Origin of the sequence: Halopenitus sp. H-Gu1 (assembly GCF_041821145.1) — an archaeon.
Lineage (GTDB): Archaea > Halobacteriota > Halobacteria > Halobacteriales > Haloferacaceae > Halopenitus.
Map to the genome: position 1 here is coordinate 224,012 of NZ_JBGUBC010000002.1, position 22,959 is coordinate 246,970.

The window sequence follows — 22,959 nt, forward strand, 5'->3', positions numbered from 1 at the left end:
CAGGGACGTTCCTCTCGGATGGATGGCGTCGGCGTTCGGTCGGTCGAGTAAGTCGTTCGGAGTTCCGATCGGATCAGTATCCGACGCCGAGGTGGGTGTGAACTGCCTCCGCGCCGAGTACCCGGCCACGTTCGCGGTCGTCCTCCGGAATCTGCCGAATCCCCCACACGAGTTATCCGACGTGAACGACTACCTCTCGTTCATGGAGGTCACCGTTTACGGTCCGTTGCGCGCCGCCACCGGCGGAAAGCAGGTCCACCTCGAGTTCGACGGCGGTACGGTCCGGGAGGCGATCGACGCGCTCGTCGAACGATATCCCCGGGCGAAACCGCATCTATTCGGCGATGACGGTCGTCCGGAGGCCAGCGTTCGCGTGTCCGTCGACGGCGAGTCCGCGGAACTCGAGGATCCCTGTCCGGCGGACGCCTCGATCGGTGTTCACCCCGCAATGCGCGGCGGATGACGGAGACGAGCGCTTACAGCTCGTACTGATCGCGAACGAGGTGGGCGATCCCGCGCTCCTGGAGAACGTCCATCGGCGCGAGCATCGTGAGTTGTACGACGCCCGGGAGGCGCCCGATCTCGACGCCCCCGCTGAACGTACAGCGGGTTCGGACTTCTCCCTCACTCATTCCCAACAGGTCGCCGGCGCGATCGAAGGCGTTCTGGGTGGCGTCGTTGATCGTCGCGCCCGATCCGATCACCTGGATCGGCCCCGCGTCCGTCTCGACATCGACGTCGTACTCCGCGCCGAGGGCCCGACCTCGTTCGCGGTCGTCCTCGCTGTACGGCTTGGCGATGTGGGAGAGGTCCTCCTCGTTGGGCAACAGGAGGGGTCCGTCAATGTCGAGCCCCTCGATGAGTTCCACCTCGAATTCGGTATGACCGCTCACGTCCGTGGTGTGTAACGCGAGCTCCCCGTCCCCCTGGTTGGCGTGCATATCGCCGACGTAGATCCCGCCGCCGTCGACCTTCACCGGACAGACGAGGATCGCGCCCTCACGGACCGCGTTGATGTCCATGTGACCGTCGGTTCGCTGGGCGAGTTCCTCCTCGTCGGCAAGCCCCCACTCGTGGCCGGCACCGATCAGGAACTGGCCGAAGTCGCCGGCGTTGTGTGAATCCGGCATCTCGATCGGCGGGGTCGTCCCGATGTTCCCGATGAACGGGCGGAGGTGTCCGAGCGTCCCCGGCATCTCGGAGGGACCATACAGCAGGATCGGGTGCTGTCTGGAATGTTCGGGGAGCGCGATCGCCTCCTCGGCAGTCTCCGCGAGGTCCATCGCCGCCTCCTCATCGACCGTGATGCCGACCTCGTACTCGTCGTCGAAGACCGTGGTGATGCCGTATTCGAAGGCGAACGAGGAGGCGTTCGCGCCACATTCAGCACACCGGATCGACTCCTCGCCGGTCCCCTCGACGACGCTTTCGGGCCACTCGGTGCCACACTCGGGACACTTGTGGTCGACGAAGGGATCGTCGCCGAAGGCGCCCTCGCGTTCGTCCATCGATCCGGTACTCGTCGCGACGCTTGTCACCTCGATGTCGCGAATTTTGATGGCGATCGCGTCGCCGACCTCGGCGCCCTCGACCGCGATCGGTTTCGTCACCTCGTGACCACCTCGAAACTTCGGGGTGATCATGGGCCCCCAGCAGGCTGGGGGTGTATGCGTTCGAACGAGACCGCCATCGGCGACCGTTCCCGCCCACTCCTGTTCCGGGCCGACCAATCCGAGCGTGTACTCGTCGATCTCGAGTTCGGAGACGACCTGTTGGGACATAACTACATGATCATTGATCAGATATCGACTTAACGTTGACTGGTACCCGGTTGCGAGAGTCCCATCGCTGTGTCTCACTCAGTCCGTCTCTCCCAGTCCATCTCACTCAATCCGTCTCTCCCGGTCCGTCTCCCTCGATCTGTCCCCCGGTCTGTCTCTCCCGGTATGTCTCCTTGGGAAGTCATCACCGACGGGACAACGCATATGTCCCCCTCGAACACACTCGTTCGCATGGATCCACCGCAGACGATCGGGATCGATCCGTCCGTGAGCGATCTGTTTCCACCCGCCGTACTCGTCGAGCGCCTCGAGGACGTCCCCACGACGATCGCGGTGATCGACGAGGGTGGCGATCCGGCCGGGTACGACGGCGTGATCACCTTCGAATATCGCGAGGCGCAGCTTTCGGCCGACCCGTCCTGGATCCACTGTGTCCTCGCGGGCGTCGACGCGTTCCCGCTTGCGGCGCTTGAGGCGCAGTCGATCGCGTTGACGAACAGTACCGGCATTCACGGTGACGCCGTGGGCGAAACCGTCCTCGGTTATATGCTTCAGTTCGCCCGCCGGCTCCACCGACATCGGGATGCCGAGGATGCCCGCGAGTGGGAGTATCCGGACTGGAACGTGCCGTTCACGCTTCGCGGGGAGACGGTTTGTGTGGTCGGGCTTGGGACCCTCGGCCGCGGGGTCGCAGCGCGTGCCGACGCGGTCGGCATGGACGTCGTCGGCGTCCGACGAACGCCGACCCCCGTGGAACACGTCGATCGCCTCTACACCCCGGATTCGCTCTCGGAAGCGGTTTCGGAGGCCCGATTCGTGGTCCTCACGGTCCCGTTGACCGATCGAACGCGGGGACTCGTCGGCGCCGACGAACTGGCCGCGATGCGCGAGGACGCCTACCTCGTGAACGTCGCACGAGGGCCGGTCGTCGATCAGGACGCGCTCGTCGAGACGCTCCGGACGAAGGGGCTCGCCGGGGCCGCCCTCGACGTCACGGATCCCGAACCCTTGCCCGACGACTCGCCGCTTTGGGAGATGGACGATGTCGTGGTGACCCCGCACGCCGCCGCGGCCACGCGGGATTACGTCGATCGGGTGGCCACGATCGTTCGCGAGAATCTTCGACGGCTCAAGGCAGGCGAGTCGCTCGCCAACCGGGTGGTCTGAGCGCCACCCGCGCGAGTCCGCAGGGGTCTCGTGAGCATGGCGGACGGGACCAAGCGAGAAAACGAAGTGAGTGGACTCGCGGAGAACGTGATCGATCCTGGAGCATCACTTTTGACGGATGGCGACGTAGTCAGACACATGGCCAATGACGACACCGTGGACGACCTGCTCGATGCGGAGACGATCGTCGTCGTCGGCTGTTCGCGCTCGCCCGAAAAGGACGCCCATCGGATTCCGAAGTATCTCAACGAACACGGGTACCGGATCGTTCCGATCAACCCTCACGCCGAATCGATCCTCGGCGAGACGTCCTACGACCGGCTCACGGACGTCCCGGAGGAGATCGAGATCGATGTCGTCGATGTGTTCCGACCGAGCGAGGCGGTTCCGAACATAATCGAGGACGCGCTCTCGAGACGAGACGAAGTCGGCGACGTCCAGGGCATCTGGCTCCAGTTGGGCATTCGAAACGACGAGGCTGCCGCAAGCGCCGAGTCGGCGGGGATCGCGGTCGTTCAGGACCGCTGTATGAAGATCGAACACGGACGGCGGCGGTGAGAGTGTCGAGAGCCACGCGGTCGTCCACGTCCGCGTGCCGGGACCGACCCAAACGGTATCAGCTCTCCCACTCCTCGTAGGAGCGGTAGACGCCCTTCGAGAGGTATCGCTCGGCGGAATCGGGGAAGATCGTCACCACCGAATCGTAGGGGACGTCGAGGTCGCCGCGATCGATACGCTGTGCGACCGCTCGAGCGGCCACGCTGTTGGCCGCCGAGGAGGAGGCGACGAGGTGTCCCTCCTCGGCTGCCAGCCGGGACATTTCCTCGTGGGTCTCCCGATCCGGAACCGTCTCTATCGCATCGATCAGCTCCGGATCGAACAGATCGTTCGTCTCGATATCGTGGGTGCCGATCCCCTCGGTTTTGTACGCCTCGTGATCGACGTCCTCACCGAAGAATTCCCGATATGCTGACCCTTCCGGCTCGACGGCGACGATGTGGGTGTCGGGATCGTGCTCAAGAAAGTACTCGGCGAGACCCATGAGCGTTCCGCCCGTGCCGCATCCGACCACGACTGCGCCGATCTCGCCGTCGAGCGCGTCGTCGATCTCGGGGGCGGTCGTCTCACGGTGCGTCTCCGTGTTGAGCGGATTGGAGAACTGCTGTGGCACGGCGGCGTTGTCGAGTTCCGCCGCGAGTTCGTGGGCGCGGTCGATCGCGTAGCCCATTCCCTCCTCGCTTGGCGTGTTGATCACGTCCGCCCCGAGCGCGCGCATCAGCTGCTGTTTCTCGACGGAAAACCGCTCCGGGACGACGAACACCGCCTCCAGGTCGAGTTGTCCCGCGGCGATCGCGATCCCGATCCCCGTGTTTCCCGCGGTCGGCTCGATGATGGTGCCGCCCGGCTCGATGTCGCCCCGTTCGAGCATTCGTTCGAGCATGTACTTGCCGATGCGGTCTTTGATGCTCGCACCCGGATTGAACGACTCCAGTTTCGTATAGACTGGCACGTCATCCGGAGCGGCGTGGACGTGCACGAGGGGCGTCTCGCCGATCGTCTCGTTGACCGACGAGATCGGCTCGCGGCGGGGATTCATGGTCCCAGCAAGGAGGTGCCGCCTTGTGTAGTTATCGTCCCGAACGGTCGATAGTCGGGGCATGCTGGATTCTCTGTATCCGACCGGTATCCACCATGCTGCCTCCGCAACGATTAGGAAGCCTCCGGTTCCAGTTGGAAACATGGTTCATTCCGACTGGGGCGATTGGCTGCCGCGGGCCGTCGCGGATGCGGATCCCGAAACGGTCTCGCTTTGGTACCTCGGCTGCAACGGCTTTGCGATCAAGGGGTCGAACGGAACGGTTCTGTGGATCGATCCGTACCTGGGAACCGGCAATCCGCCGCGAACCATCCGCATGATCCCCGTCCCCTTCGATCCGGAGGACGTGACCGTCGCCGACGCGGTGTTCGCCACTCACGAGCACACCGATCACACCCACGGTCCCTCCCAGGCCCCGATCCTGGCGAACACCGACGCGGAGTTTATCGCGCCCGACGATTCGATCGCGGTCGCTCGCGGGGAGAACTGGACCGATCGATGGGACGTCTCCGCCGATCAGTTCACCGAGATTCAGGAGGGGGATACCGTTCGTGTCGGCGAGTTCTCCGTCGATATCGTCGAGGTGAACGATCCTGATGCGACGCATCCAGTCGGCTACGTCATCGAACACGACTCGGGAACGATCTTCCATGGGGGAGATACCAAGCCCGCCGGCACCTTCGACGAGATAGGCGACCAGTATGACATCGACCTCGGGATCCTCGCGTTCGGATCGGCCGGAACGGTTCCCGACAAGGAGACGGGGGCGCCACAATACACGACATGGTACGCCGATGAGAACGGGATCGTGGAGGCGGCTCGCGCGCTGGACGTCGATCGCCTCCTTCCGACCCACTGGGACATGTGGAAAGGGCTCACTGCTGACCCGACCGCCCTCCATTCGCACGTCCGGAGCTTCGAGCATCCGAGATCGCTCCGGATCGTGGAGATCGGCGACCGCACCGAACTCTAAGCGAGGAGCAAGTCTCAGCGAGGAGCGATTCTCTCGCGTGCCCTTTTGGCCCCACCTTTTAAGATGCTACTCGTGAACCGATACCTCATGAGCGATTCGCAAACGACGGAGGAACGTGTGCTTGAGGAGGACGGGATCACCGTTCGAAAGTCGTTCTCGACCGACGAGTTTCCCGTCCCCGCAGTCACGTTTCGTCTCGAGTCCGATCGGAGCGAGCCCGTTCGCATCCGATTGACCGATACGATTCCGGAGTCATTCTCGATGGATCGAATCGGGTTCCATCCGGAGTTCGAAAGCGAACACTGGACGGCCTACAGCGACCACCGCGTCGAGTTCGAACGGCTCCTCGAACCCGGGTCGACGATTCAAACCGTCTTCGGCATCCGCGGCGATGATATCGATCCCGAACCGTTCCTCACCATGCCGTCCGTCGATCACGTCCCGGCGGGCGAGACGATGGAGGACGTCCTCGGGACCGACGGAACCGATCCGGTCCGAGAGGTCCTCTCCGGGGACCGGGAGTCACTTCCCGGCATGGACTCGACGTCGGAATCCGCGTCGAACGACGAGGACGAAGTTGACGGTGACAGTGACGGTGAGACGGAGGGCGACGACGAGACGACGGTCGAAGCCGATCCGGACGTCGACGCATCCGGACCGGCTCCGCACTCGATGGATCCCGGTACCACCCCGGCGGTGACTGACGCTTCCGAGGCGTCCTCGGCGGTCGATCACTCCGTTCGGAGTGGGACCGAACCGAGAGCGGAGGACGACTTGGAGGCAGAATCGGGCGAAGTGGAACCTGCCGGCTCGATCGCCGCCGCGCTGGCGTCGGAGATCCGTGCCGGAGAAGTAGACGACTCCGATCTCGAGGTCCTGCGTTCGGAACTCGACATCGACACGCAGGAGAGGGGTGTTCCCCGAAGCGTCGACGTCCGGATCGGTCGACTCCAATCGCAAATAGGGGATCTCGCGGCCTACACCGACGCACTGGAGGCGTTCATCGACGAGCAGGGAACCGCCTCGGGGGTCCTTGAGGAGGCTCAATCGGCGATCGAGGACGTCTCGGATCGGATCGGCGTCGTCGAGGAGCGGATGGACGACGCGGACGAAGAGCAGTCGGTCCTTGCGGACGGCCTCGAGGACGTCGAGACGGAACTGGACTCGCTCGCGGGCGATCTCTCCGAAGCGACGGATCGGGTCACCGATGTCGAGGATCGCCTCGCGGAACTCGATGGGATCACCGAGACGGTCGAGGACGTGGAGGAAACGGTCGGGAGTCTCGACACGAAACTCGACGACGTGCGCGATGATATCGCTGATCTCGACTCGCGGGTACTTGGAGTAGAGGACGCCGTCCACGACGACGTTGCCGACCTCGAGACGGAGATCGATCGGATCGACGAGGAACTCGCCGATCTCGAGGCGTTCCGCGAACGGCTCAACGACGCCTTCGGAACGTAACCGAGATCCAGTCCGCGATCTTGGCTTCTGGTCCCCGATCTCGTCGGTCCGCTCGTTCGGAACGCAACCCGTTTGAACGTCGAGCACGGAGTGGCGACGATGACTACGCCGGTACCGATCGCGGTTCCCCGCAAGGGGCGTCCGCTCGAGGCCGTCCTCGACCGCTTTGCGAACGTGGTCGGCCCCGAGGTGGAGTCGCTGGCCGACGACGTGAGTTCGACCCTCCGCTATGAGAAGGCCGTAACGAAGGACTCCCTCTCCGACGACCGAGGCCCCTACGAGCGACTCGCCGCCTACTCGACGCCCGAGGATCCCTACGCCCCCGAGTACACGCTCCTTCGCGACGATCGGGAGGGGATGCCGCGTCGGATCGTCTTCGATGCGGTCCGGATCGACGTCGGCGGCGTTCCCGTGGAGCTTATTGGCCGCGAGGAGCCGTTTCGATCGCTTCGAACCCACGAGTTTGCGCTCGGGTTCGACTCGGCCGACCTCGTGTTAGAGGAGGTCGTCGAACTTCGCCCCTCCGGCGTCGAGGGACTTGAGGACGTTAACGACCGTATCGACCCCCGCGAGTCCGACGTGCGCGTCGTCACCGGGCTCGGTGATACGGTGTATCACACGCTCATGGCCACGCCGGAGTTGCTTCCGGCGGGTGCCGATCTCGACCGGTCGTTCGTGACCGACTACGAGGGAACCTTCTGTATCTCCCCTCGCTACGAGCGACTCGTGACGGCGGTCCTTGGTACTGACGCGACCGCCGACGTCTCGTTTACCTATCCCGGCGCGGATCACGGCGAGGAGGAGGCCGCGATCGCGGAGACAGGTATCGGCGTTTACTTGACCGTCACGGGATCGACCGCGCGCGAGCATGGGCTCGTGCTCGGCGAGCACCTCTTTCCGAGCGAGACCGTCCTGATGAGCAACGCCGCCGAAACGTCGAGGACGATCGACCGTGTTCGCGATCAGCTCGTCCGACCCGAATCCGCCTCCGTCCTCTCGGTGTAACCGGTGACGTGGACGATCGGATCGCCACAGCAGTTAATGCGGTGTGGCACCACGTAACAGTATGGTCGACGAGGGTGATCGATGTCTCCGGTGTAACGAGCGCTTTGAGTACGACCGCGGAACCTGTCCGAACTGCGGGTGGGACAGCCAGGCATTTCGGGATCGAGGCCGCTACGGTCTGGCTCGACCGGGAACCGGCGAATGGAGTGGTGACTGACCGGTAGCGATAGGGACGACCGACGATCCGGTTCCCGAGGAGAATTAAATCGGATTTCGGCCGAAGTTCGAACCGGGTTTCGAGCCGAAATTCGAATCCGGTTCGGGACCCATTCACTCCGCGAGCGCGGACTGTCTGGCCTCGTGGAGGGCATCACAGACGCCCCCCTGTCCGTCCATGTTGACGCGTGCCAACCGGGCGCGCCGATGGACGAGTTCGGCGTTTTCGGGATCGATCAGGGTGCCGTCCGGCGTCCGAAACAGTCGTTCCGTCCGCTCGAACCGGCCCAGCTCCTCGGCTTTTTCGAGGTACCGCTCCAGCGGTTCGGCCGGTACCGTCACTTCGAACTCCCGTCCGGGAACACTGACGGCGATCCGATCGTCAGCGATCCCCCGATCCAGATCCCCCCGATCGAGAACCGCGATCTGATCGAGGTCGATTCCGGCCGCGAGGAGTCGTTCGACCGCGACGTACTGTCGCGACAGAACGGCCTTTTCGTCGAGGCTCTCGCGCAGGTCACCGATCCCGTCTTCGGCGTCCGGGAACGCCTCGGAGAATGGAAGCCCGCCGTTGACGCCTCGATTGACCTCCCGTTCGTGCATGTGCTCGCGAAGCTCGATCGTACAGTCGGCCACCTCCGGAAGCGACTCGACGGCCTCGCGAGCGTCGGTCGCCATCATCCATGCGAACGCCGGCGAACACCACGCCGTGGGCAGGGTGAACGCAACGTGAACGCTCACGTCTGTTTCCCCCTCGATGCGGATCTCGTCCGGATACTCCAACTCGACGATCGACCGATCGAGTTCGGGATCGGTGACCGATTCGAGCGTCTCCAGGACGTGCTCGCGGGAGGGTGGATCGGCCGTTTGTCTCGCTCTCTCGGCCATCGTCAGTCGGCCGCCGATCCGGTCTCGGCGTAGTGCGTCTCCAGACCGAACTCCTCCGTGATCGCGTCCTCGCGGAACTGTCGTTTTTGCTCCTCGATGTCGATATCGTAGAGTCGGGCCGCGTTTTCGCCCATGATCTTTCGCATTACGTCGACTGAGAGCTCCGTTCCGTACTCGTCTTGTTGTTCGTCGGTGAGTTCCGCGTTCATGACGCAGTCGACGAGCCAATCGGGGTTCCAAAGCGCGTAGTCGCTGCCGAAGAGGAGCCGATCCTCGCCGAGCCAGTAGAGGAGTTCCCCCATTATCTCGCCGAACTTTCGCGGGCGGTTCTGTGCCATGGGCGCTGCCACGGCGAGTCCACCGTAGACGTTTGGTTCCTGGGCGGCGATCCAACAGAAGTCGTCGAGTCGCGGGAGCCCGACGTGTTCGACGATGAAGTTGAGTTCGGGGAAGGAGCTCGCGGCATCATCGACGTCCGCGACGTCGAACGCATCGCGGTTCAGCGGGCGGATAGTCGGCCCCTTGTGCGGATGGATGTTCTCAATACCGAGGTCGGAACATTTCTCGAGGTATCGGAAGGCCTCCTCGCTGTCGAGACGCCACCCCTTGGAGTCACCGCGCCACTCGGCCGTGTAGAGTTTGACGCCGTCGATGTCGTATTCCTCCTTTTGACGTTCGAGCTCCCGGAGACCAGCCTCGCCCTCGCGCGGATCGAATCGACCGTTGGTGATGAACCGCTCCGGGTGGTCGGCCGCGAGCGCGGCGTTGTCGTCGACGGTATTGAACCCCTCGTCGTAGAACTCATGGAGATGGGTCGGTTGGAAGATCCCCATGTCGACGGCCCCGTTTCCGAAGAGGTCCGTCAGCATTCGGTCCGCCGAGTAGTTGCGATACTCATCGAGTCTCCACTCGCGTTCGGAGGGCGTAAAGCCCGTGTGGTAGTCGTAAAAACAGCGAATGAACTCCTCGCCTCCCTCGTGGATGACGTTCTTTTCGCTTGCGTCCCAAAAGTGCAGATGGGAATCGATAACGAACACGTCCTCTCCGTCTTCTGTCTGATACATACGTTGTACCATGGTTGGTGATACCATATAAACATCATTGTTTATCATGTTTCATTTGGAGCGTATTCATCGCGAACTTTTATGTAAATTCCATCACCAGCTACTGATAGCTATGGAAGCTGCGAGACTCCACGAATACACCGAGGAGATGTCCGAGGCGCTCACGATCAACGAGATCGATCGTCCGGAAGTCACCCGATCGGACGACGTCGTCGTCGAGGTGCACGGCGCCGGGTGGTGCCAGACGGACAACCACATCATCGAAGGGATGTGGGCGGATTACGTCGAGCAGGACCTTCCGCTGACGCTCGGCCACGAGAACGCGGGCGAAGTCGTCGCGGTCGGTGAGGAGGTCGAAACCGTTTCGGTCGGCGATCCGGTCATCTGTCATCCGGTGATGACCTGCGGGACGTGTCGACAGTGCCGGCTCGGCGAGGATATGTACTGTGAGAACCTCTCGTTCCCCGGTCTGACGACCGACGGCGGGTTCGCCGAGTACCTGTTGACGAGCGAGCGCGCGACGGTCCCCCTTCCCGACGGAACCGATCCGATCGACATCGCTCCCCACGCTGACGCCGGCATTACCGCCTATCACGCCGTAAAGAAGGCGGTCGACGAACTGAACCCCGGTGACCCGGCCGTGGTGATCGGCATCGGCGGACTCGGACATATCGGCCTCCAGTGTCTCGACGCCATGAGCGCGAGCGACATCATCGCGCTCGACGTCAAACGGAGTGCACGCGAGATGGCCGAGGAACTCGGCGCCCGCCACACGATCGATCCGGCGAGCGAGGACGTTCCGGCCATCATCGCCGATCTCACCGACGATCACGGCGCCGAGCAGGTACTCGATTTCGTCGGCGCCGACGTGACGACCGGATATGCTCCCGATATCGTTGCACCTGGAGGCGACCACCACGTCGTCGGCTACGGTGGCCACATTCACGAGCCGTCACAGTCGCTCGTGGACGGGGAGTTCTCCTACCGAGGTACCCTTGTCGGGCGGTACACGGAACTACAGGAACTCGTTCGACTCGTCGACCGTGGCGACGTCGACCTCCACACCTCCCGATACGATCTCTCGGAGATCAACACGGTCGCGGAGATGCTCGAACACGGCGAGATCGACGGTCGAGCGGTCATTACCCCCTGATCGTCGTCGATCGGATTCCAATCGGCCCAAGAGTATAATAGCTTACCACCGAACCTATTTCTTGTGGGATCGGACCTATTTGCAGTCACGCGCCGGACGGCCATCGTCGGAGCGGGCGTGCTCACGAGCGGCTGCCTCGACGGCGGCTTCGACGAGGGCCAAGACGCGACCGAGAGCGATAGCGGCGAGTCCGGTGTCTCGCCGACTGAAGCCGAGACTCCCACGACTGGAGAGACAGAACAGATGAGCGATCTTACACTCACGAGCCCGGCGTTCGATGACGGCGAACGAATTCCCCACAAATACGGCTACGAGGCCGAAAACGTCAATCCACCCTTGGAGATCGAGAACGCTCCCGACGGGGCCGAGTCGATGGCCCTCATCATGGACGATCCTGACGCGGTCGAGCCGGCAGGAAAGGTGTGGGATCATTGGATCGTGTGGAACATCCCTTCCGAGACGACGGCGATCCCCGAGGATTGGGCACCGAGCGAGGCAACGGAGGGAACGAACGACTACGGCACTGTCGGTTACGGTGGACCGAACCCGCCCGACAAAGAACACAGGTACCGATTCCAACTCTTCGCGTTGGAGACGACGCTCGAACGCTCCCCCCAGACGGATGCTGAGGCACTGAGATCGGCAATGGAGGGTCACGTGATCGAACGGACGCAACTGAACGGAACGTATCCGGCCTGATCGCTTGTGAATCAGCTGTCGGTGGCATTTTGCGAGCCAGTGTCACTGGAGGGATACGATAATCATACTCCACTGTTGGAACGGCTGTACTTCCCATCCGTTACTCGCTGAACGAGATCCGACCATCCGCACCATCCGAAACGTGGTCGGACCGACTCATCTCGTAGCGTCGGTGGTTGCTTCTCTCCGGGTCTCCGTTCCGGAGAACACGGCGATATCTCGCCCATCGATACCTATTGTAACGCGATCGTTCACCTCAGGTGGGGCTCGTCTCCGTTCTGCGGTCACTTCCTCTCCACACTCCAATCGCACGCGGACATCGTACCGGCTTCCGATATCCGTCACAGCTCGGACCGTTCCTGGAAGGTTGATATCGGTTTCCAGACTCCCTGTAGAGTCAATGATGATGTCTTCCGGTCGCACGTGAACGATCGGCGCTCTCTGGTCATCGATATCGTTCGTCAACGCATACGTTGAATCGTTGTCTCACCGATCGTCAGCGTTGGCGGGTGCCGATCCGTGAGCGTCGCCGAAAGCGTGTTCGACCGCCCCAAAAACGACGCAACGAATCGGTTTGGTGGTGATTCATAGAGGCTGCGTGGATCCCCAACTGCGGAAACGCTCCCGTCACGCAGTATCACGAGCTGATCGGCGAGTGACATCGCCTCCTCTTGATCGTGCGTGACAAACAGGGTCGTAACCCCTGTTTCCTGCTGTATCCGGGTGATCTCCTCTCGTAGTTGGGTTCGTAGTGTCCGATCGAGTGCGGACAGCGGTTCATCGAGCAGCAGTACATCCGGTTCGGGAGCTAACGCACGAGCGAGTTCCACTCGACGTTGTTGTCCACCACTCAACTCCGCCGGATAGGACTCATACTGCTCCGTGAGTTCGACCAGTTCGAGATACTCGGTGACGATCTCATCCCGACGGTCCGGATCGATATCTTGCGCATGAAGGCCGTAGGCGACGTTCTCGGAAACGGTCATGTGGGGATACAGCGTCGACCGTTGAAAGACGATGCCAACCTCACGCCTTTCGGGTGGACTGTCAGTGACGTCGTCCCCGCGCAAGAGCACCCGTCCCGTTGTGTGGGTGATATGGCCGGCAATCGCGTGAACGATCGTCGTCTTTCCGCACCCGCTTGGCCCGAGAAGCGCCACCAGTTCCCCCTCCGGGAGGCCGAATGAAACGCCATCGACTGCTGTCTCGCTCCCGTACTGGTGGGACAGGTCATCGAGTTCGAGAATCATCGATTCACAACCGTCGGGATCTGGGCAACCCGCTGGATCGCTGCGACGACGAGCAGCGTAATCCCTAACAATGCAAGTGCCAGTGGCACGATGGCGTCGATCCCGCCGGAAATGAAGTCCACCCAAATTCGGGTGGGCATCGTTCGAGGGTTATACGCGACCATCATCGTCGCTCCGAACTCGCCTATCGCTCGTGCGAAGGTAAGAGCGATACCTGCGAGTATCGCGCCGCGTGCAAGCGGAAGGGATATCTGCGTGTGATGTAGCTATATTAGGTCACTATTCGAGAGTAAGCCGAGAAACGTCACTGTCGGGTCTTGCTCACAAGCACGTTTCCGACTGTGCCGATTTTCACGGTGGACGAGTTCCTCTCTCGAAATGAACGACACAGCCACGGACAAACCAACGGTGGTTTTTATTATTCGACCGTCGACGATCCCCGTATGAGACTGGCCGATCGTCCCGGATCGACGAGCCAGGATCACCGTTTTGTGGGCCAAAGCACCCGTTTAATTCTCACGAAGGAGAACGGGAACCGGCCATGCTAGTATTTTCGGAGGAGTTCTACTGGATCGCGGGATTTGCCATCGTCGCCGCTCTCGTGAACGGGGCAGGAATCATCGCGATATTCCGACATCAAGAGTGGGCAGAACGATCGCTTCCCTACCTCATGTGCTTTGCGGCGGGGATTCTCCTTACAACGCCGCTGTTGCATGCACTCCCGAACGCGATCGCGAAAACCCCTGCGGCGGGATTCAGTGCCCTGGCCGGATTCCTCTTCATGTTTCTCTCAAATGACCTTATCAAACGTCGCACCGGAGAGGCGACTCTCGCCTTCGGGGTGACGGCCGCGGAAGGCATCGGAGTCCACTCGCTGGTCGACGGGGTCGTCTATACCGTCACGTTCAACATTTCCCTCCTGACTGGCGTCCTCGCAGGGACCGGATTGATCGTCCACGAGTTCGCGGAAGGAGTCATCACGTATCTCGTCCTGGTAAAAGGAACTGTGACGGAACGAACGGCAGCGACATACGCGTTTTTCATCGCAGCACTGACGACACCGATCGGCGCCTTCCTCGCCTATCCGCTGGTGAGTGGATTGGGGCCACGCTATCTTGGTCTCCTGCTTGGATTCGTCTCCGGGGTTCTACTCTACGTCTCTGCGGCCCACCTCCTCCCCGAGGCACGGTCTTACGAGAAGGAACACTCCATCCTCACTTTCCTGGCTGGCGTCGGCGTGGCGTTGTTCATCGTGTTCTCGCGGACGATGTGAGTCGCTCGCGGTCAAGCTTCATGCGAAACTGTCGACGGAGGCCAGCAAGCAGGACGCTGTCGACGGAGGCCAGCAAGCAGGACGCTGTCGACGGCGATCAGCGTTCACGACGCTCGGCCGCTCCTCGTTTCGGAGTTCGACTGGCTGTCATCGATCTCGAGGACTGATCTGGGATCGATCATTCAGTATTTTTAATATCTCCTGTGAGACTACCAGGGGTATGCGCATCGCACCTGTATCCGACACTGAGACCGCCGAACCGATCGAGGACGTACACCTGACCGTACTGGGCGACGGCGAGAACGTCACCATGCAACACTTCCGGATCGAAAGCGGTGCGCTCATCGAGGAACACTCGCACCCGAACGAACAGGTCGGATTCCTCTTTGAGGGCGAACTCGTCTTCTTCGGCGACGGCGAAGAGCGGGTCGTCGAGGCCGGCGACGGCTTTTTCATCCCCGGCGACGAGCCTCACGGCGTCGAGAATCGGACTGATTCCCCCGCGATCGGGGCCGAACTCTTCTCCCCGCCACGCGATAGCTTCCCCTGGGAGTAGCGACCGCGGAGCGATTCGATCGTCGAATTCGAATCGCTCCGTCCGCGGATCGTTTCGATCGTCGACCCTCCTGGAGTCACGGTTGCCGACGCGGCGGCGATCGTTTGGAAGCGGCGGTTCCAGAGCCGTCCTGAAGAGACACCGACGGTGAACGGAACCTCCTCCACAAGAGAGTTCCGCGTTTCCTCTCCCCCCAACCCCGCTTCGAGCGAGTGAGGGCCGGCAATAGGTTATTACGTCCAGCTATCGAAATGTTAGTTGAGAGATGGTTGATTACTACGACCAGATCCTCATCGGGACCGCCGTGGCGATAGTCGCCGGTGTCTCAGTAAGCATCCACCCGGCGGTCGCGATCTATCAGGGACTCGCCGGCGGGAGCCTGATAGCGACGGTCCTCCTCCTCGATACCCTCTTTCGGAACCCGCCGACGGAGCCCACTCCGTCCAAAACTATCAGCTCGATTCTCCTGGGCATATGCTGGCTCCTCTCGATCCTGTTGTATCTGTGAGGCCCTGCTTTCCGGCACGTGTAATTTGTTCCCACGTCGTCGGAATCCCCCGGTTCTTGATTGGAATACGGAGGCGAATATCGGTGAGGAGTTATGGTCGAAGTAACCTACTACGGGGTCGACACAGGGTTGTTCGAAGGCGGCGAAGATCTGGTCGGTCGGATCCTTGAGAACGTCGATGACCCTCCCCGGCTGGAAGACGGCGACGTCGTCGTCTCTTCGAAGGTGGTCTCGCTCGCCGAAGAACGGCACGTCGATCTCGAATCGATATCCGTCTCGCCGCGAGCGGAACGAATCGCGGAACGTGCGGGTCTCGACGAGAAGGAGGCCGAGCTGGTCTTGCGCGAGTCGACGGTCGTCGGTGCGATTCCGGTGGCCGATCTCGCGGCCGACCACCTCATGGAACAGACGACTCACGAGGAAGGGGCAGACCAGGCCATCGAAGACCTTCCCTCCTTGCTCGTGACGGTCCGTAACGGACGTCTCTGTACGAACGCCGGAGTCGATCTGTCGAACTCCCCGGAAGGAATGGCCACGCTACTTCCGTCGGATCCCAACGCGAGCGCTCGTCGGATCCGCGAAGCGCTTCAGGAACGTGCCGACGTCGATGTCGCGGTCATCCTGACGGATTCGGAGGTCAGTCACCGGGGCGGATCCGTGGACATAGCGATCGGCTGTTCCGGCATCAAGCCGATCGATCGGAACTTCGGGGCGAGCGACCTCTATGACAACCCGAAACTGGGCGGCGTCGACCTCATTGCGGACGAAATCGCCGCGGGAGCCGTCCTGTTGACCGGCCAGGCGGCCGAGCGGACACCAGTCGTCATCGTCCGCGGTCTCGAATACGATTCCGGAGACGGTATCGAACCGGACGCGGAGTTCCTTCGGGATGCGATCGTCCCGACGCTGGCTCAGTCCATTCGAGTGAAGTTGGCCGAACGAGTGCCGGTGTTTTGACGTCGACGTGGATCGCTGTCGTCGATGATACGGCCGCATTCCGGCTCAGCGACTAGTCGTTGAGCATCAGAATCGGCCGTGGCCGGACACTGAACGAGACGTCCGTGCGAGGAGAACGCTCGTGACCCCAATTGCCGTGGCTACCACCCCCGTCGTGACGACGATCCATCGGAGGGCGCTCTCGAAACCCAAGACGGGTTCGACACGCGTGAGCGCGATGCCGATCGCGATCGGAGTAAGCGTCGCAACTACTCGACCCCCGGATTCGGCGATGCTAACGAGACCGCCTCTGAACTGCGGTGGTGCCAGCCCCGTAATGATACTCCGGTACAATGAGAACGTGATTCCGACGCCGACGCCCATGGCGACGACTGGGAGTCCGGCGACGAACACGGATCTCGAAAGTGCAAAGGCCGCAAGTCCCCCGCCGAGAAGGACGTTCGCGCTGACGAGCGGAACGGTCGGTCGGTTGAAATGGGCGACGATTCGCCCCGCCTGCGTCGCCGTTATCGCATACACGATACTGAACAGCGCGACGAGAAATCCGGCCTGACTCGGTGTTCCGCCCTGGAGGCGGGTGATGACGAGCGAGTTGTACGTGAGAAATCCGATGAACGGAAGGACGACAATACCTCGGGCTACCAGATACGGTACCACGCGAGGGCGACTCGCGGTCTGCCAGAGGTGAACGACGTACGTCCCTTCAAACGACTGCTCGTCGGATTCCGTATCGTCGATATCGGCGGGCTCGTTGAAAAACAAGAATACGAGGAGAGCGATCGGGATGGCGAGCCCATATATGAGAAAGGGATACTGCCAGGCGAAGCCAACGATGACTCCAGCGATGGCCGGAAAAACCGCCTGTGAGAGGCCGCTGACTCCAAAGCGAATCCCTTGTGCGGTCGTTTCCGAATCGGCCTCATAGAGATCACCAATCGAGGTGATAATAACCGGTGTTATCCCCGCAAACCCGACCCCTTGTAACGCTCTGAGCCCGAGGACGACCTGAAAGCTGGTGGTAAAGGCGATCCCGAGTCCGCCGATACCGAAACAGAACAGACCGGCAATGAGAACGGGTTTCCGACCGATTCGATCGGTAAGCAGTCCAAAAAGCGGGATTAAAACGATCGGCGGCGCCGCAACCGCAGTCACGACCAGCCCGATCTCCGCTGGGGAGACACCGAGCGGCTCCGTCAATGAACTCAACACCGGTGAGATGAGCGCGGTTCCGAGTGCGCCGATCGCATTCGCTGCGAGGAGTAGACGAAAGTCGTCGTCGGAAACCATCTTCGCGTTCTGTCCGAACAGGCGTCCAACGAGGGTCACGACGGAACTGTTCTCACGTATGGCAATTGCAAGGGTGAAGTACCTCGGGGTCAAGCCCCGAGGCTTCCTGTTTCTACGACAGAACTTGCAGAAACACGCTCCCGGTGAGGTATTTCCACAGCGGTTCCAGTCTCCGCAGGCGTGGATTCGGAGGCTCCCACTCCTATTCGGTGGCGACGGCACAGCGTCTGACCGTCCGTATTTTTGGACTTGAAGCCAGACACAAGTAGTGCCATCTCATCTCGGTGTTTAGTACATCGCTACTTAATAGTTTGCGTCAACGTTGTCGGCTTCATCCACGGGGTCAAGCCCCGTGGCATTCGCCTTGAACCGCCTGTAAACCTGCCTTTCAGGATGCGGAGACGATCGACGATTCTCACGCTGACTCGCCGTCGGCCGTCCCTCACTCGCCATCGACCGTCTCCTCACTCACTGTCGGTCGTCTCGTTGGTTTGTGCCCGTTCGTCGCTTGGATCGACGATGGTCGCTCCCTGTCCGCGTTCGACGGGGATCCGTTCGATCACGGTTCCGTCCTCATCGGTTATGAGAACGTAGTAGATGATATCGCGTTCATCCCCGTCCGCGACCGGTTCGAGGTCATCTTCGGTTACGTCCCCGCCGATGAACGATCTGACTGCGGCATCGTCCCGTATTTCGACCGTCCTCCCCGTGTCGGCATTGACGAAGACGTTGCGCGTCACGTCGGTGAAATCCGTCGGCGAGACCTTGATGTGCCACCACAGGTCGCCATCGATCGTAACGGGGACCGGCTCGGTGACGACGAAGTTTTGCCCCCAGTTCGTTCGTGAATCCGCGGACCGGGCGATTCCCATGGCGCGCTCCGGTCCGGTCAGCGTTTCGTCCTCGGTTCCAAAGTAGGTATACTCGCCGGTCTCGGCATTGGCGAACCACACCTCATCAAGCCCGCGCGTGTCCTCCCCGTACGGCTCCAGCGCAGTTACGTACGACATCCGTTCCCCTTCCAGATCGATGACGAACGGTTGGGCGTTGTCGGCCTCCGAGGGAAGCCGAGCCAGCTCGACTTCCTCGGCGTGTGCGCCGACCACGGGAAGTTGGTTGATGATGCCATTGCGGTAGCCAAGCGATCCCATCTCGGCGCGCGTAACGGTCATCGGATACAGCCGCTGGCCGTCGAGTGTCGGGTGGTTCCGGGCCTCCTCGGGGGTGAGATGCTCTATGTCCCCGTCAGGATGGACCAGCGCCCCGCCATCCCAGGTCGGCGTCGTGTGGGGAAACGGCGTCAGGTGCCACTCGTGGGCCGTTTTCGGGTAGTACATATACGGCCGGCCATCGTGGCTAAACTCGACGGCGTCGTCGTCGTACTTCGTGATGTAATCCGTTTTCTTGAGGTTCCAGTCGGCCGATCGATGAAGCAGCATCCCCTCGCCATAGGTGAACTCCTCCTCGTAGACGGTGATCTGTCGATCGTCCATACGTGTCATATCCGTCACGAGCACCCCGCGCTGGTTCTCGATGAGCATGTTCCGCAGACCGTCGGGCTGGATCGCGTACGACCACGCAAGCGTCCCCGCTTCCGTGCGGGCAATGTCACTCGTTCCGAGTCTGTGTTGGCGATACGAGACTGAACCCCGCGTCGTGATGTCCGCTACCTGGCGAGGAACGACGCGTGGATTCTCCGGGTTCGCTTGCGGAAACTCCTCCACTTCGGTCGCGTCGGTCATCGTCTGTTGCGCCAGCGTCCGTTGTTCGAGGGCCGTCGCCGGCACGCTGACGAGTAGTGAGAGAACGAACAACACGCCCACGATAACGGTGAACAGTCGGATCTTCCGATCACGTGAGCCCGAGACTCCGAATAGCAAATCAAGCGGCTTCTCCGCCTCGTTCCGTGTTTTCCTCGACGATCGGGGTGGCCGTCCGTCCACGTCGAATGGTGGAATAACCCACAGGACGACTGCCGTTATGATAGCTCCACCACCCAGCACTGCCAACCCCGGAGAGTGGAGGATACCGTAGACGATGCCGTGCCAGAGCGGTCGGGTAAAATACCCGACGAGCAACACGATGCCGAGGCCCACGGTTCGTGTGGCGAGGTGCGCCCGGAGCGAGCGGCCTCCGGGATCACTCGCTGACTCGGTACCCGGTTCAGGGTTGCCGTTCCCGGGTGTACTGTCGTCTCCCATTACATAAACTACATCGCGCTCCCGGATAAACGTCGGCGTCGCCCCCGCTCTACAGACGCACCTCGTCGGACGTCTTCTGCAGTCCGTACGTCTCCCCAGCACGGTAAACGTGCCCGATGTGAAGTCACCGACGAGGACGGGAGATCCCAGACGAATTGATATAGCACTATATGATTTATATGATCGATCTCGCTCGTCACGAACGGCGAGTTCACCGCCTCCGATACGAGCGAAGACGACGTTGAATGCACTCAGTGGGTGGGACGGTACATCTATGGATTCACAAACGCCATTAAGACGGAAATCGACGTGAGCGATCATGATGCCCGACTACAGGGATCGATAGTTCCAGAGTAATCGTCCGGGAGGATTCCAGATTGGCCAAGTCCCTGCAAAAGCAACGCCTCCGACCAATTTTCGGCAGCATTCGGGGAGACGAACTAACCGAATGTGAAAACCAAACTGGGTATCCACCGTTTTAATTCAGAAACGACACGTCGACGGCATCTCGATTCCCTGTGGTACCGGCTGGAATCGACACCCGTGGCGGATGGCAGGACGGCTGCACCCACGGAGTGCCGTCGCCGAGAACGGTTGTGGTGGCACCTTGACGGTTCTCACGACGTTCTACGAGAACTATCGCGGTGATGGTCTCGTCGGATAGAACCGGCCTGTAGTCGGCGAGTCATGTCGGAACGACACCCCACCTCTCGTGACCGGGCGCGGGACCCGAAAGTGCTGAGCTGAGCCCAGCTACGCGCGCGCGGAGTCGGATGTCGAGAAAGACCCGTGGTTGACCGTGGCTGAGTCACAGCCCTCGACGTCGTGGAGAACGGTCTCCGGCGTCGAGAATCACATGGTGCCGTATCAAGAATCCATTCGGAACGTTCTGTGTCTCCATCGGATGGAGAACCATCGCGAGGGAAGACGACTGAGCGATCGGGAACCGTCCACGAACTTGAGGAGCCGCGCGAACGGGACCCTGATCCGGTCACATCCACGAGACGCGAGTTTCGATCGTTCCGATCGTATAGTGAGTATTTGACGTCGCTCAAACACGAGGAGCCGTGGCTGGTGATCCCGTTCTCGTGAAGACCGATCGGAGGGGAAGATACGGATCGACGGCGATCAGCCTCATTCAGAAAACGAGAACTCACACTGTCCAGGAGGTGAACCTTGAGCACCGGGAGATACTTATGCAGAAATGTGGTACCCTGGAAGCTATCGTATAGATCCGGAGATGAATACCTAAATATGTATTATCCCACTAATCTAGCACCCCAACTGCCGGGGAATATAGTGGTATATCAGGGGATAAGAGCCCTTATCGTAATTTGTGGGGATAGTTTGATACTCCTTCGGTGTGACCGAACCAATGTCGATGAACGACGATCCGAATACCGATCGAACGTCGATCAGAACCTACGTTCCCGCATATCAAAAAGACGAGTGGGTCACACACGCCGAGGAACTCGGGATGTCCCAAAGCGAGTTCGTGCGAACGATGGTCCAGGCCGGACGGCGCGGAGTATCGATCGAGGGAAACACCGATCCGGAACCATCCGAGGAACCCGACGATCCCAACTTGAACCCTGGGGGTAATGACCTCGAAGACCATGTCCGGAATGTCCTTGAGAGCGAGGGTGTGCTCTCCTGGGAGGAACTTCTCGCTGCGGTTACCGCAGATCTCGAGACCCGACTGGAGGACGCACTCGATCATCTCCAGGACGACGGGACGGTTCGCTATCGTGGACGTGAGGGAGGATACGTGTTGATCGATGAGTAGCCAGGATGCAGACCCGGATCTCGAGGATCCGATCGGCTACTTCCTCGAGGATCTCACCTATCACGGAAAGACTGACCGGACGAGACGCTCCTACGAACGCGTTCTGCGCCGCTTCGAGTCGTTTCTGTCCGATCGGGATAGATCGCCCGCCTCGACCGCCGAGGCAAGCCATCGCGACTGTATGGCGTTCGTTCATTCCCTCCGAGGTGATCTCGCCGAGAGCACGATCGCGACGTATGCGGCGTATCTCCACCGTTTTTACGCCTATATGACCCAGATCGGCGTCTTCGAGGCGAATCCGATGACGCTCGTGATGGAGGAGATGGACGAATCGATCGATAAGGATCCGGCCCGCCGTGAGATCGACGTCTCGACGATGCGGACCTTCGTTGCTGGCGTTCGACATCCACTCCATCGGGCGATCGTCGTGACTCTGTTGAAGACGGGAGTACGCGTCGGCGAGCTCTGTAACCTGGATCTCCGGGACGTGGCGATCGACGATCCCGACCTCGGTGCTGTCTACGATCTCGGCACACGTGTCACACTCGATGGCCGACCGAATTCGCTGTACGTCACCGGGGATGCCCGCGTTGGTGAGCCGCTGAACGGCGAGATTCGTACTGCAGCGAACAAGCGAAAACGCGAGACGGTGATACCGATCGACGACGAGTTACGGACCGTCCTGAAGGCGTGGCTCGCGATCCGGCCGGATGCGGTCTCATCGGCGGACCCTCTTTTCGTCTCCACTGCGGACGGGTGGGGCGAGCGGATCGACCCTGAATCGGTTCGTCACGTGATCGAAGGATACGCTCGCGACTACGGCTGGTACCGTACCGGCGGCGGAGCAAGCGAGAACGTTACCCCGCACTACTTTCGACACTTCTTCACCACCCATCTTCGGGAACGAACCGGGGATCGTGGCGTCGTGAAGTATCTACGAGGAGACGTCGCCGACGACATCATCGATACGTATACCCACAACTGGGGCGACCGTGTTCGCGAGATCTACGAGGCAAACGTCTACCGTCTGTTGTAGTTCGCGTTGACGATTCCATCGTGATCGAGAACCGATGACGTTCGAACTTCGATCGATGTCGAACGTATAAATCTCATAATGCTATATAGAAATTGTTC

Annotated in this window: 21 protein-coding genes and 2 pseudogenes; 15 read left to right on the forward strand and 8 right to left on the reverse strand. The window is 61.1% G+C overall.

Annotation, left to right across the window (positions count from 1 at the left end):
* The first annotated feature begins 97 nt into the window (after positions 1–97).
* Positions 98–463, forward strand: coding sequence for a MoaD/ThiS family protein (locus tag ACERIT_RS02740; protein WP_373673274.1), 366 nt, complete (start codon positions 98–100; stop codon positions 461–463).
* A gap of 13 nt (positions 464–476) precedes the next feature.
* Here the strand turns inward: ACERIT_RS02740 and ACERIT_RS02745 are convergent, their stop codons facing one another.
* Positions 477–1,781: an acetamidase/formamidase family protein gene (locus tag ACERIT_RS02745; protein WP_373673275.1), complete on the reverse strand. Its 1,305-nt coding sequence runs from the start codon at positions 1,779–1,781 to the stop codon at positions 477–479.
* Between the two features lie 231 nt (positions 1,782–2,012).
* Here ACERIT_RS02745 and ddh point away from each other — a divergent pair, with 231 nt between their 5' ends.
* Together ddh and ACERIT_RS02755 are read left to right on the forward strand one after the other, a co-directional pair.
* On the forward strand, positions 2,013–2,948 hold the full coding sequence (ddh, locus tag ACERIT_RS02750) for a D-2-hydroxyacid dehydrogenase (RefSeq protein ID WP_373673276.1): 936 nt from the start codon (positions 2,013–2,015) through the stop codon (positions 2,946–2,948).
* A 138-nt stretch (positions 2,949–3,086) separates the two neighbouring features.
* Positions 3,087–3,506, forward strand: coding sequence for a CoA-binding protein (locus tag ACERIT_RS02755; protein WP_373673364.1), 420 nt, complete (start codon positions 3,087–3,089; stop codon positions 3,504–3,506).
* Positions 3,507–3,564: 58 nt separating this feature from the next.
* Here the strand turns inward: ACERIT_RS02755 and ACERIT_RS02760 are convergent, their stop codons facing one another.
* The gene (locus tag ACERIT_RS02760) at positions 3,565–4,545 is read right to left on the reverse strand and encodes a PLP-dependent cysteine synthase family protein (RefSeq protein WP_373673365.1); all 981 of its coding nucleotides are present in this window, start codon (positions 4,543–4,545) and stop codon (positions 3,565–3,567) included.
* 142 nt (positions 4,546–4,687) lie between these two features.
* Here ACERIT_RS02760 and ACERIT_RS02765 point away from each other — a divergent pair, with 142 nt between their 5' ends.
* The 4 genes from ACERIT_RS02765 to ACERIT_RS02780 all read left to right on the forward strand — a co-directional run bounded on the left by ACERIT_RS02765 (position 4,688) and on the right by ACERIT_RS02780 (position 8,204).
* Positions 4,688–5,518, forward strand: coding sequence for an MBL fold metallo-hydrolase (locus tag ACERIT_RS02765; protein WP_373673277.1), 831 nt, complete (start codon positions 4,688–4,690; stop codon positions 5,516–5,518).
* Between the two features lie 87 nt (positions 5,519–5,605).
* Positions 5,606–6,982: a hypothetical protein gene (locus tag ACERIT_RS02770; protein WP_373673278.1), complete on the forward strand. Its 1,377-nt coding sequence runs from the start codon at positions 5,606–5,608 to the stop codon at positions 6,980–6,982.
* 99 nt (positions 6,983–7,081) lie between these two features.
* Entirely contained in the window at positions 7,082–7,987 is a 906-nt protein-coding gene (locus ACERIT_RS02775) for a hypothetical protein (protein ID WP_373673279.1), read from the forward strand.
* Between the two features lie 61 nt (positions 7,988–8,048).
* Positions 8,049–8,204 (forward strand): hypothetical protein, encoded by a 156-nt coding sequence (locus ACERIT_RS02780; protein ID WP_373673280.1) that lies wholly within the window; start codon positions 8,049–8,051, stop codon positions 8,202–8,204.
* Positions 8,205–8,317: 113 nt separating this feature from the next.
* On the opposite strand, the gene ACERIT_RS02785 is transcribed toward ACERIT_RS02780, so the two are convergent.
* Positions 8,318–9,091 carry an iron-sulfur cluster assembly protein gene (locus tag ACERIT_RS02785; RefSeq protein WP_373673281.1) on the reverse strand — a complete coding sequence of 258 codons (774 nt, stop codon included), beginning with the start codon at positions 9,089–9,091 and terminating at the stop codon, positions 8,318–8,320.
* A gap of 2 nt (positions 9,092–9,093) precedes the next feature.
* Complete coding sequence (locus ACERIT_RS02790; RefSeq protein WP_373673282.1) at positions 9,094–10,155, reverse strand: amidohydrolase family protein; 1,062 nt, start codon at positions 10,153–10,155, stop codon at positions 9,094–9,096.
* A 112-nt stretch (positions 10,156–10,267) separates the two neighbouring features.
* Here ACERIT_RS02790 and ACERIT_RS02795 point away from each other — a divergent pair, with 112 nt between their 5' ends.
* A complete protein-coding gene (locus ACERIT_RS02795; protein WP_373673283.1) occupies positions 10,268–11,308 on the forward strand; it encodes an NAD(P)-dependent alcohol dehydrogenase in 1,041 nt (346 codons plus the stop codon).
* Positions 11,309–11,551: 243 nt separating this feature from the next.
* Positions 11,552–12,007, forward strand: a complete 456-nt coding sequence (locus ACERIT_RS02800; protein ID WP_373673366.1) for a YbhB/YbcL family Raf kinase inhibitor-like protein — start codon at positions 11,552–11,554, stop codon at positions 12,005–12,007.
* 156 nt (positions 12,008–12,163) lie between these two features.
* On the opposite strand, the pseudogene ACERIT_RS02805 reads toward ACERIT_RS02800, so the two are convergent.
* Positions 12,164–13,257: pseudogene (locus tag ACERIT_RS02805) on the reverse strand (ABC transporter ATP-binding protein).
* Positions 13,254–13,508, reverse strand: a pseudogene (locus tag ACERIT_RS02810) (sulfate ABC transporter permease); the annotation flags it as partial. The pseudogenes ACERIT_RS02805 and ACERIT_RS02810, both read right to left, overlap by 4 nt.
* Positions 13,509–13,798: 290 nt before the next feature.
* Between ACERIT_RS02810 and ACERIT_RS02815 the strand changes: the two are divergent.
* From ACERIT_RS02815 to ACERIT_RS02830, 4 genes are all read left to right on the forward strand, one after another.
* Positions 13,799–14,530 (forward strand): ZIP family metal transporter, encoded by a 732-nt coding sequence (locus tag ACERIT_RS02815; RefSeq protein ID WP_373673284.1) that lies wholly within the window; start codon positions 13,799–13,801, stop codon positions 14,528–14,530.
* 220 nt (positions 14,531–14,750) lie between these two features.
* Positions 14,751–15,086: a cupin domain-containing protein gene (locus ACERIT_RS02820; RefSeq protein WP_373673285.1), complete on the forward strand. Its 336-nt coding sequence runs from the start codon at positions 14,751–14,753 to the stop codon at positions 15,084–15,086.
* Positions 15,087–15,351: 265 nt separating this feature from the next.
* A complete protein-coding gene (locus ACERIT_RS02825) occupies positions 15,352–15,594 on the forward strand; it encodes a hypothetical protein (RefSeq protein ID WP_373673286.1) in 243 nt (80 codons plus the stop codon).
* Positions 15,595–15,687: 93 nt separating this feature from the next.
* Positions 15,688–16,551 carry a coenzyme F420-0:L-glutamate ligase gene (locus ACERIT_RS02830; protein ID WP_373673287.1) on the forward strand — a complete coding sequence of 288 codons (864 nt, stop codon included), beginning with the start codon at positions 15,688–15,690 and terminating at the stop codon, positions 16,549–16,551.
* Positions 16,552–16,617: 66 nt separating this feature from the next.
* Here ACERIT_RS02830 and ACERIT_RS02835 read toward each other — a convergent pair whose 3' ends face one another.
* On the reverse strand, positions 16,618–17,838 hold the full coding sequence (locus ACERIT_RS02835) for an MFS transporter (RefSeq protein ID WP_373673288.1): 1,221 nt from the start codon (positions 17,836–17,838) through the stop codon (positions 16,618–16,620).
* Positions 17,839–18,302: 464 nt separating this feature from the next.
* Positions 18,303–20,039 carry a hypothetical protein gene (locus ACERIT_RS02840; RefSeq protein ID WP_373673289.1) on the reverse strand — a complete coding sequence of 579 codons (1,737 nt, stop codon included), beginning with the start codon at positions 20,037–20,039 and terminating at the stop codon, positions 18,303–18,305.
* Positions 20,040–21,420: 1,381 nt separating this feature from the next.
* Here ACERIT_RS02840 and ACERIT_RS02845 point away from each other — a divergent pair.
* A complete protein-coding gene (locus tag ACERIT_RS02845) occupies positions 21,421–21,825 on the forward strand; it encodes a DUF5805 domain-containing protein (RefSeq protein WP_373673367.1) in 405 nt (134 codons plus the stop codon).
* A complete protein-coding gene (locus tag ACERIT_RS02850; protein ID WP_373673290.1) occupies positions 21,818–22,861 on the forward strand; it encodes a tyrosine-type recombinase/integrase in 1,044 nt (347 codons plus the stop codon). The genes ACERIT_RS02845 and ACERIT_RS02850 overlap by 8 nt, the downstream gene beginning before the upstream one ends.
* The last annotated feature ends 98 nt before the right edge of the window (positions 22,862–22,959 follow it).